This window comes from uncultured Sphingomonas sp. (assembly GCF_934560975.1).
GTDB lineage: Bacteria > Pseudomonadota > Alphaproteobacteria > Sphingomonadales > Sphingomonadaceae > Sphingomonas_I.
In genome coordinates this window covers 15800-41694 of the sequence record NZ_CAKTFO010000016.1, presented here as the reverse complement: position 1 = coordinate 41694, position 25895 = coordinate 15800, and the positions used below count along the sequence as shown (strand labels likewise).

Annotated in this window: 21 protein-coding genes; 6 read left to right on the top strand and 15 right to left on the bottom strand. The window is 67.5% G+C overall.

The window, feature by feature from the left end; genetic code table 11:
• Positions 1 to 163: 163 nt before the first annotated feature.
• Positions 164 to 2044, bottom strand: a complete 1881-nt coding sequence (locus Q0D93_RS10785) for an ABC-F family ATP-binding cassette domain-containing protein (protein WP_294393902.1) — start codon at positions 2042 to 2044, stop codon at positions 164 to 166.
• Positions 2045 to 2111: 67 nt separating this feature from the next.
• Positions 2112 to 3827: an amidohydrolase gene (locus tag Q0D93_RS10780; protein WP_294393901.1), complete on the bottom strand. Its 1716-nt coding sequence runs from the start codon at positions 3825 to 3827 to the stop codon at positions 2112 to 2114.
• Positions 3828 to 3935: 108 nt separating this feature from the next.
• Here Q0D93_RS10780 and Q0D93_RS10775 point away from each other — a divergent pair, with 108 nt between their 5' ends.
• On the top strand, positions 3936 to 5180 hold the full coding sequence (locus tag Q0D93_RS10775) for a threonine ammonia-lyase (protein WP_294393899.1): 1245 nt from the start codon (positions 3936 to 3938) through the stop codon (positions 5178 to 5180).
• Between the two features lie 130 nt (positions 5181 to 5310).
• Positions 5311 to 6102, top strand: a complete 792-nt coding sequence (locus Q0D93_RS10770) for an arginyltransferase (protein ID WP_294393896.1) — start codon at positions 5311 to 5313, stop codon at positions 6100 to 6102.
• A 12-nt stretch (positions 6103 to 6114) separates the two neighbouring features.
• Here the strand turns inward: Q0D93_RS10770 and Q0D93_RS10765 are convergent, their stop codons facing one another.
• The 11 genes from Q0D93_RS10765 to Q0D93_RS10715 form a co-directional block, all read right to left on the bottom strand.
• Positions 6115 to 6786, bottom strand: a complete 672-nt coding sequence (locus Q0D93_RS10765; RefSeq protein WP_294393894.1) for a phosphorylase — start codon at positions 6784 to 6786, stop codon at positions 6115 to 6117.
• Positions 6783 to 7532, bottom strand: a complete 750-nt coding sequence (locus tag Q0D93_RS10760) for an HAD-IIB family hydrolase (protein ID WP_294393892.1) — start codon at positions 7530 to 7532, stop codon at positions 6783 to 6785. The genes Q0D93_RS10765 and Q0D93_RS10760 overlap by 4 nt, the downstream gene beginning before the upstream one ends.
• Positions 7529 to 8344, bottom strand: coding sequence for a Cof-type HAD-IIB family hydrolase (locus tag Q0D93_RS10755; protein ID WP_294393889.1), 816 nt, complete (start codon positions 8342 to 8344; stop codon positions 7529 to 7531). The genes Q0D93_RS10760 and Q0D93_RS10755 overlap by 4 nt, the downstream gene beginning before the upstream one ends.
• Positions 8341 to 9768: a glucose-6-phosphate dehydrogenase gene (gene zwf, locus Q0D93_RS10750; RefSeq protein ID WP_294393887.1), complete on the bottom strand. Its 1428-nt coding sequence runs from the start codon at positions 9766 to 9768 to the stop codon at positions 8341 to 8343. Before zwf ends, Q0D93_RS10755 begins: the two co-directional genes overlap by 4 nt.
• Positions 9765 to 10742 carry a phosphogluconate dehydrogenase (NAD(+)-dependent, decarboxylating) gene (gene gnd / locus Q0D93_RS10745; RefSeq protein ID WP_294393885.1) on the bottom strand — a complete coding sequence of 326 codons (978 nt, stop codon included), beginning with the start codon at positions 10740 to 10742 and terminating at the stop codon, positions 9765 to 9767. Before gnd ends, zwf begins: the two co-directional genes overlap by 4 nt.
• A gap of 17 nt (positions 10743 to 10759) precedes the next feature.
• Complete coding sequence (locus Q0D93_RS10740) at positions 10760 to 13564, bottom strand: bifunctional transaldolase/phosoglucose isomerase (RefSeq protein ID WP_294393883.1); 2805 nt, start codon at positions 13562 to 13564, stop codon at positions 10760 to 10762.
• A 4-nt stretch (positions 13565 to 13568) separates the two neighbouring features.
• Positions 13569 to 15635 carry a transketolase gene (gene tkt / locus Q0D93_RS10735; RefSeq protein WP_294393880.1) on the bottom strand — a complete coding sequence of 689 codons (2067 nt, stop codon included), beginning with the start codon at positions 15633 to 15635 and terminating at the stop codon, positions 13569 to 13571.
• 113 nt (positions 15636 to 15748) lie between these two features.
• Complete coding sequence (gene rpiA, locus Q0D93_RS10730) at positions 15749 to 16435, bottom strand: ribose-5-phosphate isomerase RpiA (RefSeq protein ID WP_294393876.1); 687 nt, start codon at positions 16433 to 16435, stop codon at positions 15749 to 15751.
• A 66-nt stretch (positions 16436 to 16501) separates the two neighbouring features.
• A complete protein-coding gene (locus Q0D93_RS10725; protein ID WP_294393872.1) occupies positions 16502 to 18115 on the bottom strand; it encodes a DUF87 domain-containing protein in 1614 nt (537 codons plus the stop codon).
• Between the two features lie 47 nt (positions 18116 to 18162).
• The gene (locus Q0D93_RS10720) at positions 18163 to 18918 is read right to left on the bottom strand and encodes a TIGR02186 family protein (RefSeq protein WP_294393866.1); all 756 of its coding nucleotides are present in this window, start codon (positions 18916 to 18918) and stop codon (positions 18163 to 18165) included.
• Positions 18915 to 19829: a sulfite exporter TauE/SafE family protein gene (locus Q0D93_RS10715; protein ID WP_294393863.1), complete on the bottom strand. Its 915-nt coding sequence runs from the start codon at positions 19827 to 19829 to the stop codon at positions 18915 to 18917. Before Q0D93_RS10715 ends, Q0D93_RS10720 begins: the two co-directional genes overlap by 4 nt.
• Before the next feature lie 215 nt (positions 19830 to 20044).
• Between Q0D93_RS10715 and rplM the strand changes: the two genes are divergently transcribed.
• The 4 genes from rplM to Q0D93_RS10695 all read left to right on the top strand — a co-directional run bounded on the left by rplM (position 20045) and on the right by Q0D93_RS10695 (position 23265).
• Positions 20045 to 20524, top strand: coding sequence for a 50S ribosomal protein L13 (gene rplM / locus Q0D93_RS10710; RefSeq protein WP_294393860.1), 480 nt, complete (start codon positions 20045 to 20047; stop codon positions 20522 to 20524).
• Complete coding sequence (rpsI, locus tag Q0D93_RS10705) at positions 20524 to 21093, top strand: 30S ribosomal protein S9 (protein ID WP_294393855.1); 570 nt, start codon at positions 20524 to 20526, stop codon at positions 21091 to 21093. The genes rplM and rpsI overlap by 1 nt, the downstream gene beginning before the upstream one ends.
• A gap of 330 nt (positions 21094 to 21423) precedes the next feature.
• Complete coding sequence (locus Q0D93_RS10700) at positions 21424 to 22410, top strand: phosphatase PAP2 family protein (RefSeq protein WP_294393852.1); 987 nt, start codon at positions 21424 to 21426, stop codon at positions 22408 to 22410.
• Between the two features lie 102 nt (positions 22411 to 22512).
• The gene (locus Q0D93_RS10695) at positions 22513 to 23265 is read left to right on the top strand and encodes a fatty acid desaturase (RefSeq protein WP_294393850.1); all 753 of its coding nucleotides are present in this window, start codon (positions 22513 to 22515) and stop codon (positions 23263 to 23265) included.
• Here Q0D93_RS10695 and Q0D93_RS10690 read toward each other — a convergent pair.
• Both Q0D93_RS10690 and Q0D93_RS10685 read right to left on the bottom strand, forming a co-directional pair.
• Positions 23237 to 24391 (bottom strand): glycosyltransferase, encoded by a 1155-nt coding sequence (locus tag Q0D93_RS10690; protein WP_294393849.1) that lies wholly within the window; start codon positions 24389 to 24391, stop codon positions 23237 to 23239. The genes Q0D93_RS10695 and Q0D93_RS10690 overlap by 29 nt on opposite strands.
• Before the next feature lie 258 nt (positions 24392 to 24649).
• A complete protein-coding gene (locus Q0D93_RS10685) occupies positions 24650 to 25891 on the bottom strand; it encodes an epoxide hydrolase family protein (protein ID WP_294393847.1) in 1242 nt (413 codons plus the stop codon).
• Positions 25892 to 25895 lie beyond the last annotated feature (4 nt).

Below are 25895 nucleotides of genomic sequence, written 5' to 3'. Positions count from 1 at the left end.
TAAAACCGTTTCCGCCACCATTTGGCAAGGATCGGCACGCAATGGCATCGACAGCGGCCGGGATCGCCCGAAGTATCGGCGCGCGATCCGCACCGGCGCACAGGCATTTACATCAATCTATACTGTGGCGGCCGCGCGACGGGGCGCGACCGCGCACCATCGATCAGGCCGGTACGCCTTCCAACGCCTCGCTCAGTTCCAGCCAGCGTTGCTCGGCCTTGGCCAGGGCGCTGGTCAGTTCCGCCCGGCGCTGCATCAGCGCGGTCATGGTCAGCTTGGCCAGCGCCGGCTCGGCCCCGCTGGGGTCGAACATCGCCTGGTCCACGGCGGACCGCTGGACGGTCAGCCGCGCCACCTCCGTCTCCACCGTCTTCAACTCCTTGCGCGCCGCCTGGCTCTTGCCGCGCGCATCCGCCGCCGCCCGGCGTTCCTCCTTGCGGTTGGCCTTGGCCGCGGCCGACCTGTCGCCACCGCCGCCACCGTCGCGCGACAGGATCAGCGACGTATAATCGGCCATGCTGCCGTCGAACTCGCGGGCGGTGCCGTCGTCGACCAGCACCAGCCGGTCGGCCGTCAGCTCCAGCATGTGGCGGTCGTGGCTGACCACCACCACCGCGCCGGAATAGGCGTTCAACGCCTGCACCAGCGCCTCGCGCGCATCCACATCAAGGTGGTTGGTCGGCTCGTCCAAAATCAGCAGGTGGGGCGCGTCGCGGGTGATCAGCGCCAGCGCCAGCCGCGCGCGTTCGCCGCCCGACAGCTTGCCGACCTGCGTCGTCGCCTTGTCGCCCGAAAAGCCGAACCGGCCGAGCTGCGCGCGTACCGCGGCAGGCGTCTTGCCCTGCATCGCGCGGGCCATATGCTCCAGCGGCGTGTCCCCGCCGTCCAGCTCCTCCACCTGATATTGGGTGAAATAGCCGACCTTCATCTTGCCGGATGCCGCCATGCCGCCGTCCATCGGCGCCAGCTGCGCCGCCAGCAGCCGCGCGAGCGTGGTCTTGCCGTTGCCGTTGCGGCCGAGCAACGCCATCCGGTCGTCCGGATCGATGCGCAGATCCAGCCGCTGCAGGATCGGGGTGTCCGCCGCATAACCGACGCTCGCCATGTCGAGCGTGATCAGCGGCGGGCGCAGCTCGTCCGGATTTGGAAAGTCGAACGACAGGGTCGGATCTTCGGCCAAGGCGGCGATGGGCTGCATCTTGGCCAGCATCTTCATGCGCGACTGGGCTTGTTTCGCGGTGGAGGCGCGGGCGCTGTTGCGGGCGACATAATCCTGCAGCTTGGCGCGCTGGACCTCCTGATTGGCGCGCGCGGCGGCGAGTTGCGCGGCCCGCTCGGCACGTTGCCGCTCGAACGCGTCATAGCCGCCGGTGTAGAGCGTGACATGCCCCTGTTCGAGGTGGAGGATATGATCCACCACATTGTTGAGCAGGTCGCGTTCGTGGCTGATCACCACCATCATCGCCGGATAGCTCTTCAGGAAGCTTTCCAGCCACAAGGTCGCTTCCAGGTCGAGGTGGTTGGACGGTTCGTCCAGCAGCAGCAGATCGGGCTGTGAGAAAAGCAGGGCGGCCAGCGCCACCCGCATCTTCCACCCGCCCGAATAGCTGTCGAGCGGTCGCTGCTGCATCTCTTCGTTGAAGCCCAGGCCGACCAGGATGCGGGACGCGCGCGCCGGGGCGGTGTAGGCATCGATCGCGCCCAGCCGCTCGTGGATTTCGCCCACGCGGTCCGCATCCTCGCACGTTTCGCTTTCCGCCAGCAGCGCGGCACGCTCGGTGTCGGCGGCCAGCACCGTGTCGATCGGCGTGGCGCTGCCGTGCGGGGCTTCCTGCGCGATATAGCCGATGCGGACGCCGCGCGGCATGTCGATCGATCCGTCATCGGCATCCAGCGCGCCGATCAGCACCTTCATCAGGGTCGATTTGCCCGCGCCGTTGCGGCCGATCAGGCCCACCCGGCTTTTGGGCGGCAGGGTGGCGCTGGCGCGATCGAGGATGGTGCGGCCGCCGAGGCGGACGGTGATGCCGTTGATGTTGAGCATGATGCCGCGCGCCTAGCACGGCCTGTGCCTCAAGTCAGCGGAGCCGATGCTCCGCCGACCTCAAGCCTCATTTGCGGACATAGACGCGGGCGCCGCTGATCCAGGTTTCGGTCACCTTGGTATCGCGCAGCGCGCGGGGATCGATTGCAAAGGGATCGCGGTCGAGCAGGATGAAGTCGGCATAATGGCCGGGCTCCAGGCTGCCGACCCGATCCTCCGCCTTGGCGGCATAGGCCGCGCCGGTGGTGAAGGCCGCCAGAGCCTGCGTCAGCGTGATCTTCTGTTCGGGCAGGAACCCGCCGGGCGGATCGCCGGCCTTGTCCTCGCGCGTCACGGCGGCAGCCAGGCCGGGAAAGGGGTTGGGGTCCTCCACCGGATAGTCGGACCCGAAGGCGAGCGGCACATGATTGTCCAGCATCGTCTTCCACGCATAAGCGCCCGCCAGCCGCGCCGTGCCGAGCCGCGTTCCCGCCATCGCATGGTCCGACGTGGCATGGGTCGGCTGCATCGACGCGATGATGCCGTTCCTGGCGAAGCGCGGCAGGTCCGCGGGATCGACGATCTGCGCATGTTCGATCCGCCAGCGCCGGTCGCCGCCATAAGTTTCGGACAGTTCGGCGATCGCGCCCAGCACCTGCGCATTGGCGGCATCGCCGATCGCGTGGACGGCCGTCTGGAAGCCGTCCATCGCCGCCCGGCTCATCAGGTTGCGGATCTTGGCATCGTCCAGGAATTGCAGGCCGCGCGTCGACGGCATGTCGCTATACGGCTGCTTGAGCCACGCCCCGCGCGAGCCGAGCGCGCCATCGGCATAAAGCTTCACCCCGATCATCCGCAGCCGGCCGTCATACAGCCACGGAGTCGGCCCCGATCCGGCGACGGTCAGCAATGTGTCGATGCCATGCGCGTAGGAAGTGATGCGCATCCGCAACCGTCCGGTATCGCCCAGCCGCCGTATCGATTCCCAATCCTCCACGCTGGTGCCCATGTCGGCGGTGGCGGTGACGCCGTCCGCGATCATGATCTCCTGCGCCTTGGCGATCGCCGCGTCGCGTTCGCGCGGCAGCGGGGCGGGGGCGGCACGCTCCACCAGCGTGCGGGCCGCATCCACGAACAGCCCGGTGGGATTGCCCCTGGCGTCGCGCTCGACCTTGCCGCCGGCGGGATCGGGGGTCTTGGCCGTAATCCCCGCTGCCGCCATCGCCGCCGAATTGGCGAGCACGGCATGGCCGTCCACCCGCTCCAGCAGCACCGGGCGATCCTTCACCATCCGGTCCAGGTCGGCGGCGGTGGGGAAGCGGCCGAGCGCCCACTTTTCCTGATTCCATCCGCCGCCGCGAATCCAGGCGGAGGTCTGATGCTCGGCCGCATAGCGCGCCAGCGCCGACTGCGCGTCGGCGAGGCTGGTGGTGGCGGTAAGGTCGAGGGTCAGCGCCTGGAAGCCCAGGCCCGACACATGGCCATGCGCGTCGAACAGGCCCGGCAGCAATGTCCGCCCCTGTCCATCCAGCCGGAAGTCGGGCCGCTGCGGGCGGGCATCGCCCTCATGCAGCAATTTGGCGACCTTGCCCTGTCGATCGACCAGCAGCCCGTTGAAGCGCAGCAGCGCGCCCTTGTTGTCGATCGTGTAACCGTTGACGTTGTCGACCAACCCCTGTTCGGTCAGCGGGATCTCGGGCGCGGGCTGGCGCTTGCGGGCGTGCGCGGGGGCGGCGACCAGAGCGGTGGCGAGCAGCACCAGGGTGAGGGCCCGCCGTGCCGGCCGCGCTGCCCGGTGATCCATGGTTCCGATAAATGCGATATTGGCCATGACCGGCGGCAATAAGGCCCGCCTTTGCACCGCGCCAGCACCGGGGTTCAAAAAGGCGCAGGAGACGCGTAGGGCTGGCTCATGGCTACGCTATCCATGGCCGCAGCGGCCGATCCGCTGCCCGTGTCGCTCGACGACGTCCGTGCCGCCCATGACCGTGTAGCGTCCGCCATTATTCGCACGCCGACCCTGATCAGCCAGACGCTGGGCGCGCTGCTGGGCGCGACCGTCTATCTGAAGTTCGAGAATCTCCAGTTCACCGCCGCCTACAAGGAACGCGGCGCGCTCAACAAATTGCTCCAGCTGGACCAGGGCGCCCGTACGCGCGGCGTGATCGCCGCGTCCGCCGGCAATCACGCGCAGGGTATGGCCTATCACGCCCGGCGGCTCGGCATCCCCGCCACCATCGTGATGCCGCGCACCACGCCCAACGTGAAGGTCAGCCAGACGGAGGGCCACGGCGCCAGCGTCATCCTCCATGGGGAGAATGTGGACGAATCGCTGGCCCATGCGCGCGAACTGGCGGCGGAGCGGGGGCTTACCATCGTGCACCCCTTCAACGACCTGCAGGTGATCGCCGGCCAGGGCACCGTCGCGGTCGAGATGCTGGAGGACGCGCCCGCCATCGACACGCTGGTCGTGCCGATCGGCGGTGGCGGCCTGATCTCCGGCTGCGGCACGGTGGCCAAGGCGCTGGGCGGGATCGAGGTGGTCGGTGTGGAGGCCGAACTCTACCCCTCCATGTACAACCGGGTGAAAGGTACGGCCCTGCCCTGCCACGGCGATACGCTGGCGGAGGGCATTGCGGTGAAGGAGCCCGGCTCCATCACTAGCGAGATCATCGGGCAGGTGGTGGACGACATCGTGCTGGTGTCCGAACGGCATCTGGAACGGGCGGTGTCCCTGCTGCTCCAGATCGAAAAGACGGTGGTGGAGGGTGCCGGTGCCGCCGGCCTGGCCGCCATGCTGGCATTCCCGGAGCGATTCGCCGGCAAGACGATCGGCATCGTGCTGTGTGGCGGCAATATCGACCCGCGCCTGCTCGCCAACGTGCTATTGCGCGACCTGGCCCGGTCGGGCCGACTGGCGCGGTTGCGGATCAAGCTGCAGGATCGGCCGGGCGCGCTCTACAATGTCGCCCGCATCTTCGATCAGGAGCAGGTGAACATCATCGAAGTGTACCACCAGCGCGTCTTTTCCACCCTGCCGGCCAAGGGCCTCATCACCGACATCGAGTGCGAAACGCGCGACGCGGCGCATCTCGCCCGGTTGATGGAGGCGTTGCAGGCGGAAGGCTATGAAGTAAGCCCGGTCGAGCTTGCCTGACGCCCGCAGAAGTTACGGCTGCGACACTTCCTGCCCCTTAACTATCAAAGATGGTAAAGCACCTTTTCATCTTTTCCATCGGCGGGCATAACGCCGGCCGGGGCAGCAGCGCGAAGGGTGCGAGCGGGCGGTGAGTGCGCAGTTCAAATTTCCGCGCTTCTTCGTGACGTCTCCGGCGCCGTGCCCGTATCTTCCGGGCCGGACGGAACGGAAGGTGTTCACCGAACTGTCGGGCAACCATGCGGCGGAGCTGAACGAGGCGCTCGGCCGGATCGGTTTTCGCCGCAGCCAGGGCGTGGCCTATCGCCCCAGCTGCATCGATTGCCAGGCCTGCGTTTCGGTGCGCGTGGTCGCGGCCGAGTTCAAGCCCAACGGCACCCACCGCCGCCTGCTGAAGCGCCATTCGGACCTGACGGTGGAAGCATGCCAGCCGTGGACGACGGAGGAGCAGTTCGCGTTGCTGCGCCGCTACCTGTCGGCGCGCCATCCCGGCGGCGGCATGGCGGAGATGGACGAGCTGGACTTCGCCGACATGGTCGAGCAGACGCCCGTCACCACCTATATGGTTGAATATCGGGAGCCGGCGGAGGATGGCCGCCCCGGCCGGCTGGTCGGCGTGTGCCTGACCGATCAGCAGTCGGACGGGCTGTCGATGGTCTACAGCTTCTACGAGCCGGATCTGGAGCATCGCCCCGGCCTCGGCACCTTCATCATCCTGGATCATATCCAGCGCGCGTCCGATGCGCGGCTGCCGTTCGTCTATCTCGGCTATTGGGTGAACGGTTCCGCGCGGATGCAGTACAAGGTGCGGTTCAGGCCGATCGAGCGGCTTGGCCCCAATGGCTGGCGCCGGTTCGAGGAGGCGGAGCTGGAGCCCGGACCTCCGCCGATGAATGGCGGCCTCAAGTTCCCGAAATTGTAGGCAGCAACTGGTTCAGCCCGGAAAAGCGAGCCGTGGTCCCAGCGCCCGTGCCGCCGCACGCAGGCCGCGAAAGCCGGTCAGGAACTGCCGCATCGTCTGCACCACGTCCGCCCGCTGTTCGGGGATAGCAGCCAGCGAACGGCGCATCGCGACTCGGTCGAACCCGCCATCCGGCCGCATCGACACGGTAATGGCGGGCGGCAGCAGATGCCCCACTTCGTCCGACACGATCCGCGCAATGGCGAAGGACAGGCCATGCGCCCGCGCTACCCGCGCCGCGACATGGCTCTCCATATCGACCGCCAGCGCGCCGTGAACCTCGCCCAGCCGGCGTTTCTCCGCCACCGTGTCGATCATGCGGCCATCGGCGAAGAACGGGCCGATCTTGGAGCCGGGCAGCGCCGTCGCCATCGCTCGCGCCCAGCCGGCGTGGCAATCCTGCTCGATCGCGCCGGTCAGCCGGCTGCCGACCACCCAGTCACCGATGCGCAGCCCGTCCACCAGGCCGCCGGTCAGGCCGAAGCTGAGGATGGCGCTGGCCCCGGCGGAGGCTGCCTGTTCCAGCGCGCGTTGCAGATTGGCCGCGCGCCCTCCGCCCGCAATCGCGACGATACCCGGTCCGGGGACCGTGCGGACCTCGCGGGTGAAGCCGGTGGCGACGATGATCGGCGGCGCGGCGCTCACGCGTGCAGACAGGCGATCACGGCCGTGACGATCGCCTTGGTTTCGTCCACGTCCCGCACCCGGACCGTGTCCAGCCCCAGCGTCTTGGCGGGATAATCGTTGCCGCCGGGGAAGATGGCGTCACCCAGGAACAACATGCGGTCCAGCGGCACGTCCACCGTTTCGCTCAGGCGTTTGAGGCCATAGGCCTTGTCGATACCCTTGCGGGTGATGTCGATCGACGTCGTGCCGCCGATGTTGATCGCCAGGTCCGGCAGCATGCTTTTCAGCAGGGCCTGCAACGTCTCCCGCTTGGCATGATCGGGATCCCAATCCTTCTTGGCGTCCAGCGGCGCCTGCTGACCCAGCGCGGAAAAGGTGATCTGGCTGCCGCGATCCTCGATCTGCTCGCCCCAGACATGCTCGCCCGCATAGCCGGCCTGCGCGACCGCGCGCTTCAGTGCATCCTTGATCTTGGCGCTCTCCTCCGGGTCGAACAGGTCGGCATAGACACGCTGCCAGTCGCCATCCCGATGCCGGTAGAGCTTGGTTCCGGTGGTCGGCTGGATGACCAGGTTGGACAGGCGCGCATGGTCCGGCATCCGCCCGACCACCTGCTTCTCGAACTGCGGCCAGTCGCCGCCCGAAATCACGTCCACCATCGCCACCTGCGTCAGGCGGGCAAGCAGGTCCGCCATGTCATCGTCCAGCGGCTGTTTGGACAAGGCCAGGGTCCCGTCCAGGTCGAACGCAACCAGCGTCTTCACGCCTGTGCCTCCACCATCGGCAGCAGGATCGTGTCGATGGCGTGTGCCACGCCATGCGCGTCGTTGCTGGTGGATACATAGGTGGCGGCGGCCTTGACCGCGTCTGGCGCCTGACCCATCGCGATCGATAGCCCGGCACGGGCGAACATCGGCAGGTCGTTATGCTGGTCGCCCAGCACCGCAACGTCGGCCAGGTCGACGCCCGCCATCCGCGCCAGCGTGGCAATGCCCGCGCCCTTGTTGGCGTTGGCGTGCGTCAGGTCGAGGAAATAGGGCTGGGACAAGGCGATGGTCGCCTGGTCGCCAAGCCTGTCCCGCATCGCGTTCTGCAGTTTCTCCAGCAGCGGGTAATCGTCGCTCACCCAACTGAGCTTGTCGGCGCGGTCGAACAGGGCGGTCATGTCGCGGCCGATCACCGGCTGCACGCCGGACGACAGGATTTCGCGCGGCACGTGCGGATTGTCCCTGTTGGGCGCATGCCATGCGCCATCCGCGAACAGCCACGGCTCCGCGCCCGTCCCCTCGGCCAGGGCGAAGCTGCCCTCCACCACGTCACGCGGCAGCAGGTGGCGTTCGACCACCGTGCCGTCGGGGTCCAGGATGGTGCCGCCGTTGAACGCGCCCACGGCCGTGTTCGGCCGCAAGGCATCAATCAGGTGGGCGATGCCGGAGGGCGGGCGGGCGCTGATCAGCGAGAAGCCGATCCCGCGCGCCTCCAGCCGGCGGACCGCCGCGACGGTTTCCGGCGCCAGGTTCTTGTCATGATCGACAAGCGTCCCGTCGACGTCGCTGATGACCAGGCGCAGCGTCATGCGCCGATCGGGTTCCAGGCCCGCCCGTCGCGTTCGATCAGGGCCGTGGCCCCGGCGGGTCCGTCGCTGCCGCGCGCATAGGTTTCGATCGCGTCCGGGCGTCCGCCCCAGGCATCCAGGAACGGCTGCACCGCGGCCCAGCCCGCCTCGATCTGGTCGGCGCGCTGGAACAGGGTCTGGTCGCCCATCAGCATGTCGTAGAGCAGGGTTTCATAGCCCGTCCGTCCCTTGATGTCGAAGCGTTCGGCATAATGGAAGTCCAGCTGGACCGGCACCGCGCGCAGCTCCGGCCCGGGCTGCTTCACCATGAACCGCATTACGATCCCCTCGTCCGGTTGCAGCTGGAGCACGAGCTGGCTCGGCGGCAGGTTGTTGAGGTCGGTATCGCGGAACAGGGCCAGCGGCGCCTGCCTGAACACGATCGCCACCTCCGTATCGCGCGCCGTCAGCGCCTTGCCGGTGCGGAGGTAGAAGGGCACGCCGCCCCAGCGCCAGCTGTCGACATGCAGCTTCAGCGCGACAAAGGTTTCAGTCGTGCTGTCCGCCGACACATCGGCGGTTTCGCGATAGCCTTCATATTGCCCGCGCACGCCGTCCGCCCCGGCATCGTCAGGGGGGCGCACGGCACCGAGCAGCTTGGCCTTCTCGCCGCGAATGGCGTCCGCCGACAGATCGTTGGGCGGCTCCATCCCGATCATGGCAAGCAATTGGAACAGGTGGTTGGGCACCATGTCCCGGCCGGCGCCGGTTGCGTCGTAGAAGCTGCCGCGCGTGCCGACGTCGATCGACTCCGCCGCCGTGATCTGGACATGGTCGATGTAGCGGTTGTTCCACACCGCCTCGATCCAGGGATTGGCGAAGCGGGCGACCATGATGTTCTGGACCGTTTCCTTGCCCAGATAATGGTCGATCCGATACACCTGCGCCTCGGCCACGCGCGCCAGGATCTGACGGTTCAGGGCTTGGGCGGAGGCGAGGTCGTGGCCGAACGGCTTTTCGATCGCCACCCGCTGGAACCGGCCCTCCACCTCGTCCATCAGCCCAGCATCGGCCAGGGCGTCCACGATCGGTCCGAAGAACTGGGCGGGCGTGGCGAGGTAGAAAGCGGCATTGCCGTCGCCCAATCGCTGCTTGAGCGTCTGGAACACGTCCGGCTGGGTGAAGTCGCCCTGCAGATAGGTAATCCGGCCGCGCAGGGCACGCCAGCAATCCGTGTCGGGCGCGAATTCGTCCAGGCCTGCCCGCAGGCTTTCGTCGTCGCCTTCGCGCGATCCGATGGCGATGATGGTGAGATCATTCCCGACCAGCCCGTCGCCGCACAGATTGGCCAGCGCCGGCACCAGCAGTCTGCGGGTCAGGTCGCCAGTGCCGCCGAAGATGACGAGGGTCGACGGCGGCGCGGGGGGCAGCGCCGCCGCGCTCATTGCGGGATCTCGACGTGGCCGCCGAAGCCGAACCGCATCGCCGACAGGACCTGGTCGGCGAAGGTATGTTCCACCCGGCTGCGATAGCGCGAGAAGAGGGCGGTGGTCAGCACGTTGGCCGGCACGGCCTCTTCCATGGCGGCTTCCACCGTCCATCGGCCCTCGCCCGAATCCGCCACGCGGCCGGAGAAGTTGGACAGCTGGGGGCTGCCGGCGAGCGCGCTGGCGGTGAGGTCGAGCAGCCAGGACGAGATCACCGAACCGCGCCGCCAGACTTCGGCAATGTCGGTCAGGTTGAGGTCGAACCGCTGGTCCTCCGGCAGCTTCTCCGACGATTTCGACTTCAGGATGTCGAAGCCCTCGGCATAGGCCTGCATCAGGCCATATTCGATGCCGTTGTGGATCATCTTGACGAAGTGGCCCGCGCCGGCCGGACCGGCGTGGATATACCCCTTCTCCGCGCGGACATCATAGGCCTCGCGCTTGGGCGTCCGCTCGATCGTGCCGAGGCCCGGGGCCAGCGTGTCGAAGATGGGATCGAGGTGGCGGACGATGTCGTCGGGCCCGCCGATCATCATGCAATAACCGCGCTCCAGCCCCCACACGCCGCCGGACGTGCCGACATCGACATAGTGGATGCCCTTTTCGGCCAGCATCTTGGACCGGCGGATATCGTCCTTGTAGAAGGTGTTGCCGCCGTCGATGATGATGTCGCCGGGCCCGGCCAGTTCGGCAAGCGTGGCGATCGTATCCTCGGTCGGCTCACCGGCGGGCAGCATCACCCAGAAGATGGCCGGCTTTTCCAGCTTGCCCTTGAGGTCGTCCAGCCCGGCGGCGCCGACCGCGCCTTCCTTCACCAGGGCCCCGACCGCCTCCGTATTGCGGTCGAACACCACGGCCTCGTGCCCGGCCTTCATCAGGCGACGAACGATGTTGGCGCCCATCCGGCCGAGGCCGATCATTGCGATACGCATGGTACGATACTCTCCGATCAGTCTTGCAGGGCCTGGATCACCAGCGTCTCAAGCGCCGCCAGATCCCCATTCTTCAGGTGGACGCGCAACGTGCGCTGACCCCGCTCCACCAGCACGTCCAGGTCGCCACGCGCCTGCGCCACCTGCACCACGCCGAAGCTGGCCTTGCGGCCGGGCACGGGTAGGTCGGGATCCGCCTCACGCGTGATTTCCAGGAACAGGCCGGTCTTCGGCCCACCCTTGTAGGCTTGACCCGTGGAGTGGAGGAAACGCGGGCCGAACCCGGCGACGGTGGCGACCGCATGGGCCTGCACCACCGCCTCGCGCATCCGGGCGACGGAAGCCTCATGCTCCTCGTTGCGTTCGTGATAGACCAGGAAGCCGACATAATCGCCGGGGTTGGCGCTGGCGAAATGAGTGCGCAGGATCTGCACCGGGTCGCTTGCCGCCAGCGTGTGATCGCCGGGTGCGAAGAAGGCCATGTCCGCGTCTTCGTGGAACGGTGTCTCTTCGGCCAGGCTGCCGGATGCTTCATAGGCGTCCACCAGTTCGCGCGTCTTGACCTTGGCGTCTTCCACGTCGGGCTGGTCGAACGGATCGATGCCGATCACCGCGCCGGCGATCGCGGTCGCGACCTCCCAGCGGAAGAATTCCTGGCCGATCAGGTCCTTGTCCGCCAGCGTGATCACGACCACCGGCTGGCGCGCGGCGATCAGATCCTCGACATGCGCATCCAGGTCGGCATCCTCGTCGCCGGCCAGCTTCAGCACGGCGAAGATGCGGTCCGTGCCATACTCCTCCGCCGGGGCCAGCGGCTCAAGATCGACGGGCACGATGCCCTTGCCATGCTTGCCGGTCGACTCCGCGATCAACTGCTCCAGCCACGCACCGACCGGCTCCAGTTCGGGGGTGGTCAGGATGGTTAGCTTGTCGCGGCCGACATTCGCCGCCTCGCCCATGATGACGCCCAAATGCATGCCCGGATTGGTCGCGGGCGGGGCATCGGGGCCGCAGGCCTGCACCATCGGCGCCGCCTTGGCGAAGAAATCCTCGACATCGATGCCCATCATCGCGGCCGGCACCATGCCGAACACGGACAGCACCGAATAACGCCCGCCAATCTCCGGATCGCCCAGGAAGATGGCGTGATAGCCATGTTCTTGGGCGAGCTTTTCCAGCTTGGAGCCGGGATCGGTCACCGCCACGAAGCGGCTGCCGTCCTGTCCGGCGAGATCCCAGAAATAGGCGCGCAGCAACTCCGGCTCCATGGTCGAGCCGGACTTGGACGCGACCAGGAACAGCGCCTCCGTGGGATCGATCCTGGACGCCACCGTGCCGATCTGGCCCGGATCGGTCGAATCGAGCGCGTGGACGGTGGGATGGCCCGGCGCCGCGCCGATCATCTCGGCCAGCACCTCGGGCCCCAGGCTGGAGCCGCCCATGCCGAGCAGCACCACGTCCTTGTGGCCCCTGGCCTTCTCCGCCAACGCTTTCAGCGCGGCATGATCGACCTGCTCGCCCTTGCCCGCCGCCAGCCAGCCGAGCCACTTGGCCTCCGACCCACCGGTCCAGAGGCTGGCATCCTTGGCCCACAGGCGACGCGACCAGGCATCGGCGCGGGCCTGTTCCAGCCGGTCGGCGACCGCCTTGTCGAGGGCTTCGGACAGATGCGGCGCCATGCCGGCCAGCTTGTCACCGGCCAGCAGCGCGCGCTTGGACGCCACTGCGCCGAGCAGGGCGTCGGCGGCATCGGCGAACAGCTTCACGCCATCGTTGACCAGGGCTTCGGTCACGCCCGCCAGGTCGAGGCCCAGGCGATCGGCCTCGGCCAACACCTGCTTCGCGTCATCGATGTCGGCATCCAGCGTGCGCGCCAGCGTGCCATGGTCGCGGAACGCATCCATCGTCTTGGGCGGCAGGGTGTTGACCGTGTCCGGCCCGATCAGCCCGTCGACATAGAGCGTGTCAGGGTAAGCGGGATCCTTGACGCCGGTGGAGGCCCACAGCAGCCGCTGCACATTGGCGCCCTTGTCCGCCAGCGCCTGCCACCGGTCCGACTTCACGAAGTCGAGAAACCATTGATACGCCAGCTTGGCATTGGCGATCGCAACCTTGCCGCGCACCGCCTTCAACGCATCGCTCTCGGCGTCGCCGTCCTTCACGCGGGCGTCGATCTTCTTGTCGATCTGCGCGTCGATGCGGCTGACGAAGAAGCTCGCCACGCTGGAGATCCGGTTGATCGGCTCGCCCTTGGCGACGCGCGCCTCCAGCCCTTCGACATAGGCCATCGCCACCGCGATATAGCTCTCCTGGCTGAAGAGCAGGGTGACGTTGATGCTCAGCCCGTCCTCGATCAGCTGCCGGATCGCCGGCGCGCCCGCCTGGGTGCCCGGTACCTTGACCATCAGGTTGGGGCGATCGACCATGGCGTGCAGCCGGCGCGCTTCCTCCACCGTCGCCTCGGTCGTGTCGGCCAGATAAGGCGACACTTCCAGGCTGACATAGCCGTCCAGGCCGTCCGTGCGCTCATAGACCGGCTTCAGCGTGTCGGCGGCGTCGCGAATGTCGCTGATGGCGAGTGCTTCATAGGTATCGGTGATGGTGGCGCCGGCATTCGCCTCCACGAAGCTCTTGAACTCGGCGTCATAGGCGTCGCCCTGGCCCATCGCTTTTTCAAAGATTGCGGGGTTGGAGGTGACGCCGGTGAGGCCATCCTCCTCCACCAGTTTCTTGAGGCCGCCTTGCGCCTGGAAGGAGCGGTCGACGAAGTCGAGCCACGGGGCCTGGCCGCTGTCGCGGAGCTGTTCGAGCTTGCTGGTCATGTGTTTACTTCCCGAGCAATTCGTTGGCGATCTTCACCACATTGTCGACGGTGAAGCCGTATTTGTCCTGGAGCTTGGCGATCGGGGCGGATGCGCCGAAGGTCGGCATGGTGACGGTGCGGCCCCTGGCGCCGATATAGCGGTCCCAGCCGATCGAGCCCGCCTGCTCCACCGCGATCCGCGCCTCGACGCCGGGGGTGAAGACCGAATCCTTGTAGGTGTCGTCCTGCTGCTCGAACAAATACCAGCTCGGCATCGACACCACGCGTGCCTTGACGCCGCTTTCGGTCAGCTTTTCATACGCCGCGACCACCAGCCCGACTTCGGAGCCGGTGCCGATCAGGATCACCTCCGGCTCGTCGGCGCTGGCCAGCACATAGGCGCCCTTGTGCAGCCCTTCGGCCGGGGCATATTTGGTGCGGTCCAGCGTCGGCAACGCCTGGCGCGAGAAGACGAGGACCGTCGGACTGGACGTCTTCAGCATCGCGGCCTTCCACGCCTCGCGCGTTTCGTTGGCGTCGCCCGGGCGGATCGTGTCGAGGCCGGGGATGCAGCGCAGGCTGGCCAGATGCTCGATCGGCTGGTGGGTCGGCCCGTCCTCGCCCACGCCGATCGAATCGTGCGTGAAGATGAAGGTCGCCGGCAGCTCCATGATCGAGGCCAGCCGGATCGGCGGGCGCATATAGTCGGCGAACACCAGGAAAGTCGCGCTGAACGAACGCAGGTAGCTCAGCGCCATGCCGTTGACGATCGCGCCCATGGCATGTTCGCGCACGCCGAAATGCATCGTCCGGCCGCCATAGCTACCGGCTTCGAACGATCCGAAATTCTTGAGGTCGGTCTTGGTGGAGGGCGACAGATCGGCCGCGCCGCCGACCAGCCACGGCACGGTCTGGGCCAGCGCGTTCAGCACCTTGCCGCCCGAATCGCGGCTGGCGATGCCCTTCGCGTCCGTGTCGAAGGTCGGCAGGTCGGCATCCCAATTGTCCGGCAGCTTGCCCTGGCGCATCAGGTCCAGCTCGGCTGCTAGATCGGGATGGCTTTCGCGATATTGGGCGAAGCTGGCGTCCCATTCCTCGCGCAGCTTTCCGCCGCGCGCGGTCATCGCCCCCTGGAAGCGTTCGGCCACGCCATCGGGCACGTAGAAGTCCTTGTCAGGCCAGCCATAGGCCTGCTTGGTGGCCTTGATCGCGTCGGCGCCCAGCGGCTCGCCATGCGCCTTTTCGCTGCCGGCCTTGGGGCTACCCCAGCCGATTACGGAGTGGACGACGATGAAGGTCGGACGGTCGTCCGTGGCCTTGAACGTGTCGAGCGCCTTGCCGAACGCCTCGGTATCGTTGGCGTCATCGACATGGATCACGTTCCAGCCATAGGCCTCGAAACGCTTGCCGACGTCTTCGGAGAAAGCGAGCTCGGTCGAACCCTCGATCGAGATGTGGTTGGAGTCGTAGATCCAGCACAGGTTGGACAGCTTCAGGTGGCCGGCGGTCGATGCCGCTTCCGCCGACACGCCCTCCATCATGTCGCCATCGCCGCACAGCACATAGACGTCATGGTCGAACAGCTGGAAACCGTCGCGGTTGAACCGTTCGGCCAGCCAGCGTTCGGCCACCGCCATGCCGACCGAATTGCCGCAGCCGGCACCCAGCGGGCCGGTCGTGGTCTCGACCCCGGTGGTGTAGCGATATTCGGGATGGCCCGGCGTCTTGGAATCGAGCTGGCGGAAGTTCTCGATATCCTCCAGCGTCACCGCCTTGCGGCCGGACTTGTTGCCATGTTCGTCGATCTCGTCGACGCCGGCCAGGTGCAGCACCGAATAGAGCAGCATGGAGGCATGGCCGACGGACAGGACGAAGCGGTCGCGGTTGGGCCAGTCCGGGGCGGCCGGATCGTAGCGCAGGAACTTGGTCCAGATCGTATGCGCCACCGGGGCAAGCGCCATCGGGGTGCCGGGATGCCCCGAATTGGCCTTCTGCACCGCGTCCATGGACAGCGTGCGGATCGTATCGATCGCCAGCCGGTCGGGCGAGCCGTCCTCATGAAAAGTGGAGGAAGCAGGCTGGGTCGACATGGGTTTCCTTCCCTGGAAGTGTCAGCGGCAGGTTCGGGTGGCGGATAAACCTGAACAGGACAGACGCGCAACGGTTGGCACCGTGCTTCCGATCCTTTCGTTACGGGCAGGTTTCAAATCGCGGCGGAGCGTTCGATCCGCGTGACCGTTCCGCCTTCGGCCAGGTAGAGGGCGTCCACCTCGTCGATGAACAGGCCATGCCCCACCACGCCCGGCACCAGCGACAGGTGCCGCGCCAAGGTGGCGGGATCGGCGATCAGGCCGAAATGCGTGTCGAGGATCAGATTGCCCTGATCGGTCAGGTAGGGCGCGTCGCCACGCGGACGCAGCGTGGACTTGCCCCCCAGTTCCGCCAGAGCGCGCGCGACAAAGGCGCGGCCGAAGGGCAGCACCTCGACCGGCACCGGGGCCGCGCCGAGTTGGGCGACCTTCTTGCAGCCATCAGCGATCACCACCATGCGGGTGGCGGCGGTGGCGACGATCTTTTCGCGCACCATCGCCGCGCCCGCGCCCTTGATCGCGCGGCAGGCGCCATCGATCTCGTCCGCGCCGTCGATGCAAAGGTCGATCGCCGCCACATCCTCGAACGGCCGCACGGTCAAGCCGCCGGCCTTTGCCTGCGCGTCGCTGGCGAGCGAGGTGGCGACCGCCTCGATGCGGAGGCCGTCGCGCGCGCGACGCGCCAGCTCGTCGATCAGAAAGGCCGCGGTCGATCCCGTGCCTAGGCCGACCAGCATCCCGTCCCTGACCTCATCGGCGGCGGCAAGGGCGGCAAGGCGTTTGTCTTCATTCTGCGACATGCGCGGGGATTGCCCCCGCCGCCGCGCAAACTCAATCCCGTTTGGGCTGGCACGCCGATAGCGGCACTATCGCCCCTGAGTCCGCCAGCGGTGGACGGCACGCTCGGTACGCAGCCGTTCGTCCCTGCCGTCCGCCGCCCAGGCCTGCGAGAAGACGGGGTCGTAGGAGGCCGGCAGGCGGTCCGCATCCAGCGGGTCGAAGCACACGCGGATGGGCAGCGGGGCGCCTTCGCCCACGATCACCGCCTCGCGGTTGCGGAGCGCGGGGATCGCATCGGCCAGTCCGCCCGATCCTTCCGGCATGGCGGCGCGGACATGCGCCTGATCGCGGTCGTTGTTCAGCCGCATGGCGACGATCGTGCCGCATTGCGACAGCACGCCCGGCGCGAGATCGGACGGGCGTTGCGTCACCAGGCCAAGGGCCACGCCATATTTGCGGCCTTCCTTGGCGATCCGTTCCAGCACGGCGCGGGCAGGCCCGGGCCCTTCCGCCGGGATGTAGCGATGGGCCTCCTCGCATACCAGCAGCACCGGGCGCTGATCCAGCCCGCGCGACCACATTGCGTGGTCGAAGATCAGGCGGCCGAGCAGGGCCACGATCACGCCGGTAATCTCCGACGGCATCCCCGACAGGTCGACGATCGCGATCGGCGTGCCGTCCTTGTCCAGCCGCAGCAGCCGTTGCAGCACGTCCGCCATCGTATCCCCGACCAGCATGCCCGAGAACATGAAGGCATAGCGCGGGTCTGCCTTGACCTCGTCCATCCGCGCCTTGATCCGCAGATAGGGCGCGGCCCCCACGCCGCCCTTGTCGAGCCGGCCCATTTCCTGTTGCAGGATCGCGCCGAAGTCCGACAGCAGATAGGGTGTCGGCGTGTCGGCGGTCATGCGCGTCATGCCATCAGCCGCGCGATGTTTGGCGCGTGCGGCCAGCAGCACCCGGGCCAGCACATCGCGATCGACCTGGCGCTCGTTCCCGCTGGAGGTGAGCAGCACCTCCGCATGTTCGTCCAGGTTCATCATCCAATAGGGCGTGGCCAGGTTGGCTGCGTCAAAGATCGCGCCCGAATCGCTGAACGAGGCGGCATATTCGCCATGCGGGTCGATCATCACCACATGGCCGCGCGGCGCGGCGTCGCGGATGCGGTGCAGGATCAGCGCGGTCGCGCTCGACTTGCCGGTGCCGGTCGAACCCAGCACGGCGAAATGGCGGCCGAGCAGCGGATCGATCGTCAGGCACGCGCGCTGCGTTTCGGCGCCGGCGATGTCGCCGATCTCGACATAAGGCCGTCCGTCCGGCGCGAAGATTCGGGACAGTTCGTCCGCCGACACGCCATGCAGGGCGCAGCCGGGCAGCGGCAGGCGGGTGACGCCGCGCCGGAAGTTGCGCAACTCGCCCTCGACATCGTCGCCTTCGCCACAGAATTCGAGCGTGCCGACCACCAGGTCGCCATCCGCCTCGGACAGCCGGAGCGTGCGGATCTGGCCGACCACCCAGCGTCGGCCGAGCCGCAGCTTGACGTGGCTGCCGATCGATCCGCCGCCGCTCCCGCGCACCAGTTGCAGCATCCGGACGTCGACCGTGATCTCGGCGGCATGGCCTCCGATCGCGACCAGTCGGCCCAGTTCCATCGCGTCACCGGCGGTGATGGCCGAGACGAAGCGTTCATGCATCCCCATGGCCGCAGCATAGCGGGCCAGGGTTAACGAACTGCTGACCGTGCGGCCTAGCGGCGCCGCCCGAACAGCAAGGCGGCGGCCAGCCCCAGCAGCAGCGACAAGGTGACGGCCAGCGCGCCGTACAGGAAGGGGCGGCGCACGGCCGCGCCGGCGACTAGTCGCTCCAACCCGGTCTTGTCGATCACGATGTGGCGCGTTGCCGCTGCGATCACCTGGCCGTTGCGGACCAGAAAGGTCTCCGCGGTGAATCGCCCGGTGGGCACGCGCGGGGGCAGGGGGATCAGGGCGCGGTACAGCACGTCCTCGCGGATCGACACGGCGTCCGGATGCTCGCTGTAGAGCTGGCTGTCGAGCTTGAGATTCAGAAAGCCTTCGCGGAAACGCTGCCGCTCGGCCAGGTCGCTGCTCCCTTCCTGGTGCAACGGCAGGTTGGCCACGCCCAGACCATGGCGCCACGCCACCGGGAAAGGCACGAATGCGTCCACCGGCCGGCTGCTGGCGACCGAGTAGAAGGTCGGGGCATCGCGGAAGCGCGCGGTGGCATGGTTGATCCAGATGCCGCCGACCTTCGCCTTTTCGCGCAGCACCACCGTTTCGGGCGGACCCTTCACCACCACCACCACTTCCGTGCCCGGACGCGGCTTGTGGCGCGGCGGGTAGAGGATCGCGCCGAACAGCAGCAGTTCCGCGCCGGTGAAGCTGTAGGCGATCTCGATCGTGGTTTCCGACACGTCGGTCACCAGCCGCGGCTGCGCGGCCCCCAGCAGAAGGGGGGCGAACAGGCCGAGCAGCAGCGCCCTCATCGCGGCTGTACCGTGTAGATCGCTTCCGGTCGCCAGGTCAGGCCGATGCCCATGCGGAACGCCACGAACAGCACGATCACCGCCAGGAACATGCGGGCAATTTCGGGCTGAACCTTTTGCACCATCCGCGACCCGATCTGCGCGCCGGTGACCGATCCCACCAGCAGCAAGGCCGCCAGCACCAGGTCCACCGCATGGGTGGTGAGGGCATGGACCATGGTTGTCGCCGCAGTGACGAACAGCCCCTGGAACAGGGACGTGCCCACCACCACGCGTGACGACACCCCGAACAGGTAGATCATGACAGGCACCAGGATGAACCCGCCGCTCACTCCCATCAGCACGGTCAGCAGGCCCGACACGAAGCCCAGCAGCAACGGCGCAAGCGGGGACAGGTACAGGCCAGCGCCGTAGAAGCGCCAGCGGAAGGGCAAAGCGGCGATCCATTTCGGGCGGCGGCCCAGCCGGCTGTCCGGCTTCCCGCCCTGGCGTCGCGCGAAATAGGCGCGCACCGATTCGCGCAGCATGGTGGTGCCGATCCAGCCGAGCAAAGCCACATATAGCAGCGCCACCACCGTATCGATCTGCCCGGTCTTTTGCAGCAGCCGAAACACGACGCCGCCCGCCACCGCGCCCATCGCGCCGCCGGCCACCAGCACCCCGCCCATGCGGAAGTCGACGCCTTGCCGGCGGCTGTGCGCGATCACGCCCGACACGCTCGATCCCGTGATCTGCGTGGCGGAGGATGCCACCGCCACCGCCGGCGGCACGCCGTAGAAGATCAGCAGCGGCGTGGTCAGAAAGCCGCCACCCACGCCGAACATGCCCGACAGCACGCCCACCGCGCCGCCCAGCAGCACGATCACCAGCACGTTGACCGGCAGGCCGGCGATCGGAAGGTAGAGGTGCATGGTTGCGGGTTAGACCCCCTCGCACCGCCCGCGACAACCCCAATCCGCCCAGGAACCATGCGGTATCCAGGTACCACACGCGTTTCCGGCGGTTTTTCTTGACTTTCCGCCCCTCAACTCGCATCTGGCGGCGGTCAGCGCCGTCCCGCTTGGGGCGGCGTGATTGTTTTCGGGCCGGCCGCACGTGGCTGCCCTCCAGATCAAGGGTCAAGTCCATGCGGACGCTGTCAAAGCAGACCAAGTCGGCGACGCCGTCTACGGTCGAGAAGAAGTGGCATCTGATCGATGCCGAGGGGCTGGTCGTCGGCCGTGTTGCCTCGATCATCGCCAACATCCTGCGCGGCAAGCACAAGCCGAGCTTCACGCCGCACATCGATTGCGGCGACAATGTCATCGTGATCAACGCGGACAAGGTCCGCTTCACGGGCAAGAAGCTGGACCAGAAGGTCTATTACAAGCACACCGGCTATCCGGGCGGCATCAAGGGCATCACCGCGGGCAAGGTGCTCGACGGGCGCTTCCCGGAGCGCGTGCTGGAAAAGGCCGTGGAGCGCATGATCCCGCGCGGTCCGCTAGGCCGCCAGCAGATGCGCAACCTGCGCATCTTCAACGGCGCTGAGCATGACCATGGCGCGCAGAATCCCGAGGTTCTCGACGTTGCGTCGCTGAACCGCAAGAACAAGGTGGGCGCATAATGTCCGACACCCGTCAGTCCCTCGCCGACTTGGCGAACCTCACCGGCCAGCAGGCGCCCGCCGCCGCGCAGCCGACTGCCGCTGCCCCCGCCGCTTCAGTCGACTCGGCCGACGATGCAGCGCCGGTCGTCAACGTCCCGGTCCTGCCGACCACGCCGCTGCGCGAACAGCAGATCGACAAGCAGGGCCGCGCTTATGCAACCGGCCGTCGTAAGGACGCCGTCGCCCGCGTGTGGTTGAAGCCGGGTTCGGGCAAGATCACGATCAACGGTCGCGATCAGGAAGTTTACTTCGCCCGCCCGACGCTGCGCCTCGTCATCAACCAGCCGTTCGGCATCGCCGAGCGCGAGGGCCAGTATGACGTGATCGCCACCGTTTCCGGCGGCGGCCTTTCGGGCCAGGCCGGCGCGGTCAAGCACGGCATCGCCCAGGCGCTGACCCGCTACGAGCCGGTGCTGCGCGCACCCGTCAAGCTGGCCGGTTTCCTGACCCGCGACAGCCGCGCGGTGGAGCGTAAGAAGTACGGCAAGGCGAAGGCCCGCCGCAGCTTCCAGTTCTCGAAGCGTTAAGCGCCTCGCAGATCTTGCGACCAAAGGGGCGGCTCCGAGCGATCGGGCCGCCCTTTTTCTTTGGTCTTGCCCGGTATATCCTGCCGGGCAGCGATCGAGCCTCGCCTGTCGGCCGGCGACGGAACGGACGGCACCCGGATGAATCGGCGTCCGGTTCGAGCGGCGCTTTGACGGCGCTGAAGGGCCGACATCAGGGCGCGGCTGACCGTGGCAGCGGGGCGACCGGGCCTTGCAAACGAGTTGGCTGATGTCGGCTGTCACCACGCGATAGGCAATCATGGTATTTGCGAGATGACGGCACCGGCACAGCAGAACCGCGTTGAGCCCTTGATGTCACGGACGCCCACGGGAAGCTATGCCGGATCGTGGGCGCTGATCGTGGCGGTCGCGACTGCCTGCCTTCTGGCCTGCTACGGATTGGGCTTTCGCTTCGGCGGATTGGCCGTGCCGGGCGTCGCTGTGCTGCTGTTGGCCGCGGGTTCGATCGTCGGCCGGTCGACCGGGCGTCCCAGGCTCTATGCGGGGGCGAGTGCGTTTCTGCTGATGACGCTCTTTACCATCCTGGGCGTTGTCCTGTCCTACGCCCTGGCGGCACGCGGGGGCATGGTCTGGGATGGCGCCCTCGCGCGGATCGATCGGCAACTTGGCTTCGATTGGCCGGCCGTGTTCGATGCCGCCGACAATGCCCCGGCGTCCGTCTGGATCGGCGGAGTCGCCTATCACAGCCTGCCGCTTCAGATGATCGTCTGCATCGTGGCATTGAGCGGCACGGGACGCGTGAAGCCGCTGGAAACAGCGGTCGCCGCTGCGATCATGAGCGGCTTTGCAACCATCCTGATCTCGGGCCTGACGCCCGCGATGGGCAATGTCTTCGATCCGGCCGGCTACAGGCTGCTCTGGCCATCGGTGGCTTGGATGGAGCGCGACATGATCGCCGGCCTGCGGGATGGAAGCCTGCGCACGCTGGACCTCACCCACCTGTGGGGGATCGTCACGTTCCCCAGCTACCATGCGGCCTTGCCCATCATTCTGGCCTGGGCGCAACGCGACGTGCCGTGGCTGCGCGTGATCGCGCCGATCTGGGCCGGCCTGACCATCCTCGCCACACCGCTGTTCGGCGGGCATTATGGCGTAGACGTTCTGGCTGGCATCGCCCTGGCCCCGGCGGCGCTGGCGATGGCATCCTCCGGCATATGGCAACATCTGGCTACGCTTTGTGCGCAGGCCTATGCCGCTCGCCAGCGGACTGCCCGCCCGATAAGCGCTTTCAGCGATCGCGGACTGCCTGTATCGGGCACAATCGATGTCCTGGATTGAAAGGCGCATCCTGGTCGTGCACGACATGCTCGTTCATCAGCGGTGCGGCAGCGGCGGTATCGGCTTCCTGTCGGCACAGCGCGCAGCCGGGATCACGCGGCAATGGCCCGGGCCGGCCGCGCGATGACGTCGGCCGCTCGCGATGCGGGTGCCAACCTGCTGCTCGCCGCGGCGATCGGGTCCGCTTGGCTGGCGATCCACATCGGCTGCATCTTCCTGTGGGAATGGCGCGTGCAGACGGCCCCGATTGCGGTGGCCCTCATCGTGGCGCAAACCTGGCTGAGCACCGGGCTGTTCATCATCGCGCACGACTGCATGCACGGATCGTTCGGGCCGAGGTGGCCGAGACTGAACACGCTGGTCGGCACTCTGTGCCTCGCCGCTTATGCCGGCCTGTCCTACCGTGTGCTTTACCCCAAGCATCATGCCCACCATCGCGCGCCGGGCACGGAGGATGACCCCGATTTCCATCCCACGGAGCCCCGGCGCGCATGGCCGTGGTTCGTCCGCTTCTTCACCGGCTATTACACGCATGCGCAGATCCTGCGGATCACGGCCGCCGCCATCGTCTACATGCTGCTTGGTGTCTCCCTGCTCAACATCGTGGCATTCTGGGCCGTGCCGGCGCTGCTGGCGTTGGGTCAGCTGTTCGTGTTCGGCACCTACCTGCCGCACAGGCACGAGGATGCGGCATTCGTGGACGGCCATCACGCCAGGAGCAACGGCTGGTCGCCGCTCGCTTCCTTGCTGACGTGCTTCCACTTCGGCGCCTACCATCACGAGCACCATCTGAGCCCGCACATGCCATGGTGGCAGCTGCCGCGGGTCAGGGCGCGCTCGCAAGCGCAGCGCTGACGATCGCGGCCGCGGCCCTGGCACCGCCCACGGCGTCCATCTCCGCTGCGACGCGCATAGCCGCTTGCCGATAGCCGGGGTCCACGACGACGTGCCGCAGGGCATGGGCCAGCCGGGTGACCGACAGCTGGCGCGGCGTGATTACCTGCGCGGCGCCGATCCGCGCAAGCCGCGCGGCGGTTCCCGGCTGCTCGAACGCGATCGGCACGGCTACGATCGGCACTCCCGCGGCAAGCGCGTCGAGAACGGTGTTGAACCCGCCGTGCAAGATGGCCGCCGAGCAACGGCGCAACACCGCCTCCTGCGGCCAAAAGGCACGCACCAGCGGCTGTCCCGGCAAGGCCGCCTCGTCCGCGGGGGTCAGGCCGCCACCGTGGCCGATCACGGCGCGTGCCCCGATCGCCGCGCACGCCGCCGACATGCTCGCGAACAGCGCCTTGCGTGAGCCCTGCAGCGAGCCCAGGGAGCAGAAGACCAGCGGTCGGTCACCGATGGGCAGGTCGACCTCTGCGCGCGCGGACGCGCGCCAGGGGCTCCCGTAATGGAAATGCGCGGGCAGATCGCGCCGGGGGTAATCCAGCCCGCGGGGGCATTGCGCGACATAGGCCAGTGGCTGGACAGCGTCGTCGATGTTCCAGTCGCGCCTGCGCCCTCGGACCACCGCGTCGATCGGGCGCATCAGCAGGTTGGCTACGCCATATCCGCCGCGATTGCGGAAGCGCCCGAGCCGATCCGGCCGGTAGCGCCACCTCACGAAAGGCGGAGGAACGTCGTCCTCCCGCAAGAGCGGCAAGCCGGTGACGCTGACGACATGCGGAATGCGCAGGTGCTGCGCGATCAAGGCGCCGGCGGGTTCGGCGGAGTCGGCGATCACTGCGTCGACCTTGATCCTGTCCAGCACTGCCGGCGCGCCGTCGAGCAGCCGTGCAGTCATATCCGCGGTTGCCGAGATCATGCGGGTCAGGCCGCCCAGACCCGTGGGAGCGGCCAGCCGGGCCAGGTAGGTGTCGAGCGATGCCCCCACCGCATCGTCCGGCAGCGGCGCAAACGACACGCCCGGTTCGTGGATGTAGCGAGCCACCTCGCCGGTGTGGACGACGGTTACGGCGTGACCGGCGCGGGCCAACTGGGCTCCAAGGACCTGAAGGGGGTTTAAGTGACCGGCGGTCGGCGGCGCAATGATTGCGACATGGCGCGGTGATGTGCTCACGCCGACCCTCCCGGCCCTGACATCGACACCGTCATGGTCCGACTGCGGACTGCCGCATGTTGCAATGGCCCAGCCATGCCGACGGCCTCCTTGCAGCCCGGTGAACCTTGGCGCGCGAGCCCATTGCGGTACGGGCGAAACGCGAGCAACCCGGCGGGCCCGGCAGGTGAACGCTTACCGACCTGGGCGTTTGCTCGCGGCACGGGCACCATAAGCAGTGGCCGCCAATGCGGCCGCGATCAGGCCGCCCTTGCCAAGCGTCGCCAGACGTCCCGGCAATCGGCGTTTTACCGCCCGTGACGCGAAAAAGCGGCGCATGTCCGCAAGCAGCAGTTCGGGCTGCTCCAGCGCCGCGAAGTGCCCGCCTTCGGCCATGTCGGTCCATTGCTTGATTCGATAGGTCTTGCGGGCCAGCGACCGCGGCGGCGCAGGAAAGACCGGGTCGGGAAAGGCCGCGACAGCGGTCGGCACGTCGATCCGCGTACCGGCAGGTAACTGGCCCGATCCCTCCAGCACGCGACCGCGATACATCCAGGTCGATGTCACGAATGCGCCTTCCACAAGGTAGAGCATGATGTTGGTCAGCAGCAGGTCTTCGTCGAATGCCTGCCATAGATCGGGCTTGCCATGTTCGTCGCGCGGCACGTCCGCCCAGGCGCCGAACTTCTCCAGGATCCAGGCCGCGACACCCACCGGACTGTCCGACATGGCGACGCCCAGCGTCTGCGGTCGCGTACCCTGCTCCTGCGCGTAGCCGGTTTCCTCCTTGGCCAACTCGGCACGCCGTGCCGCCCAGGCAAGCTCCTCCGCCTTCTTGGGAACTGCATCCTCTGCCTGGACCAGCACCATGTTGAGGTGGAGCCCGGCGACGGCATCGGGGTGCATGTGCGCCATCCACGCCCCGATCGCGGCACCCCAATCCCCGCCCTGGACGAGGTAACGTTCTTCGCCGAACAGGTCGGTCATCAGGTGATGCATAAGGTCGGCGGTCCGCTTCGGTCCGATCGGAGCCGCCGGCCGGCCCGAAAATGCATAGCCTGGAAGGGACGGGACGATGACGTCGTGCCCGTCCGCGACCAGCGGCGCGATCAGCCCCTCGAATTCGAGGAAGGAGCCTGGCCAGCCATGGAGCAGCAGCACCGGCATGCGCGAACCATCGCCGCGCATGTGGATGAAGTGGAGCCGCTGGCCGAGGATATCGGCCGTGAACTGCGGCATGGTGTTGAGGCGGCGTTCCTGTGCGCGCCAGTCGTAGCGCGTCAGCCAATGCCGGACGAGGCGCTTGAGATCCTCAAGGCCTACGCCAGATTGCCACGACCCTGCGTCCGGTACCATGACCCAATCGAATGCCTCCGCCTTTGCGCGGATCGCGGCGAGCCGCTCGTCCGGCACGGCAATGGTGAAAGGCTCTGCCATGTCG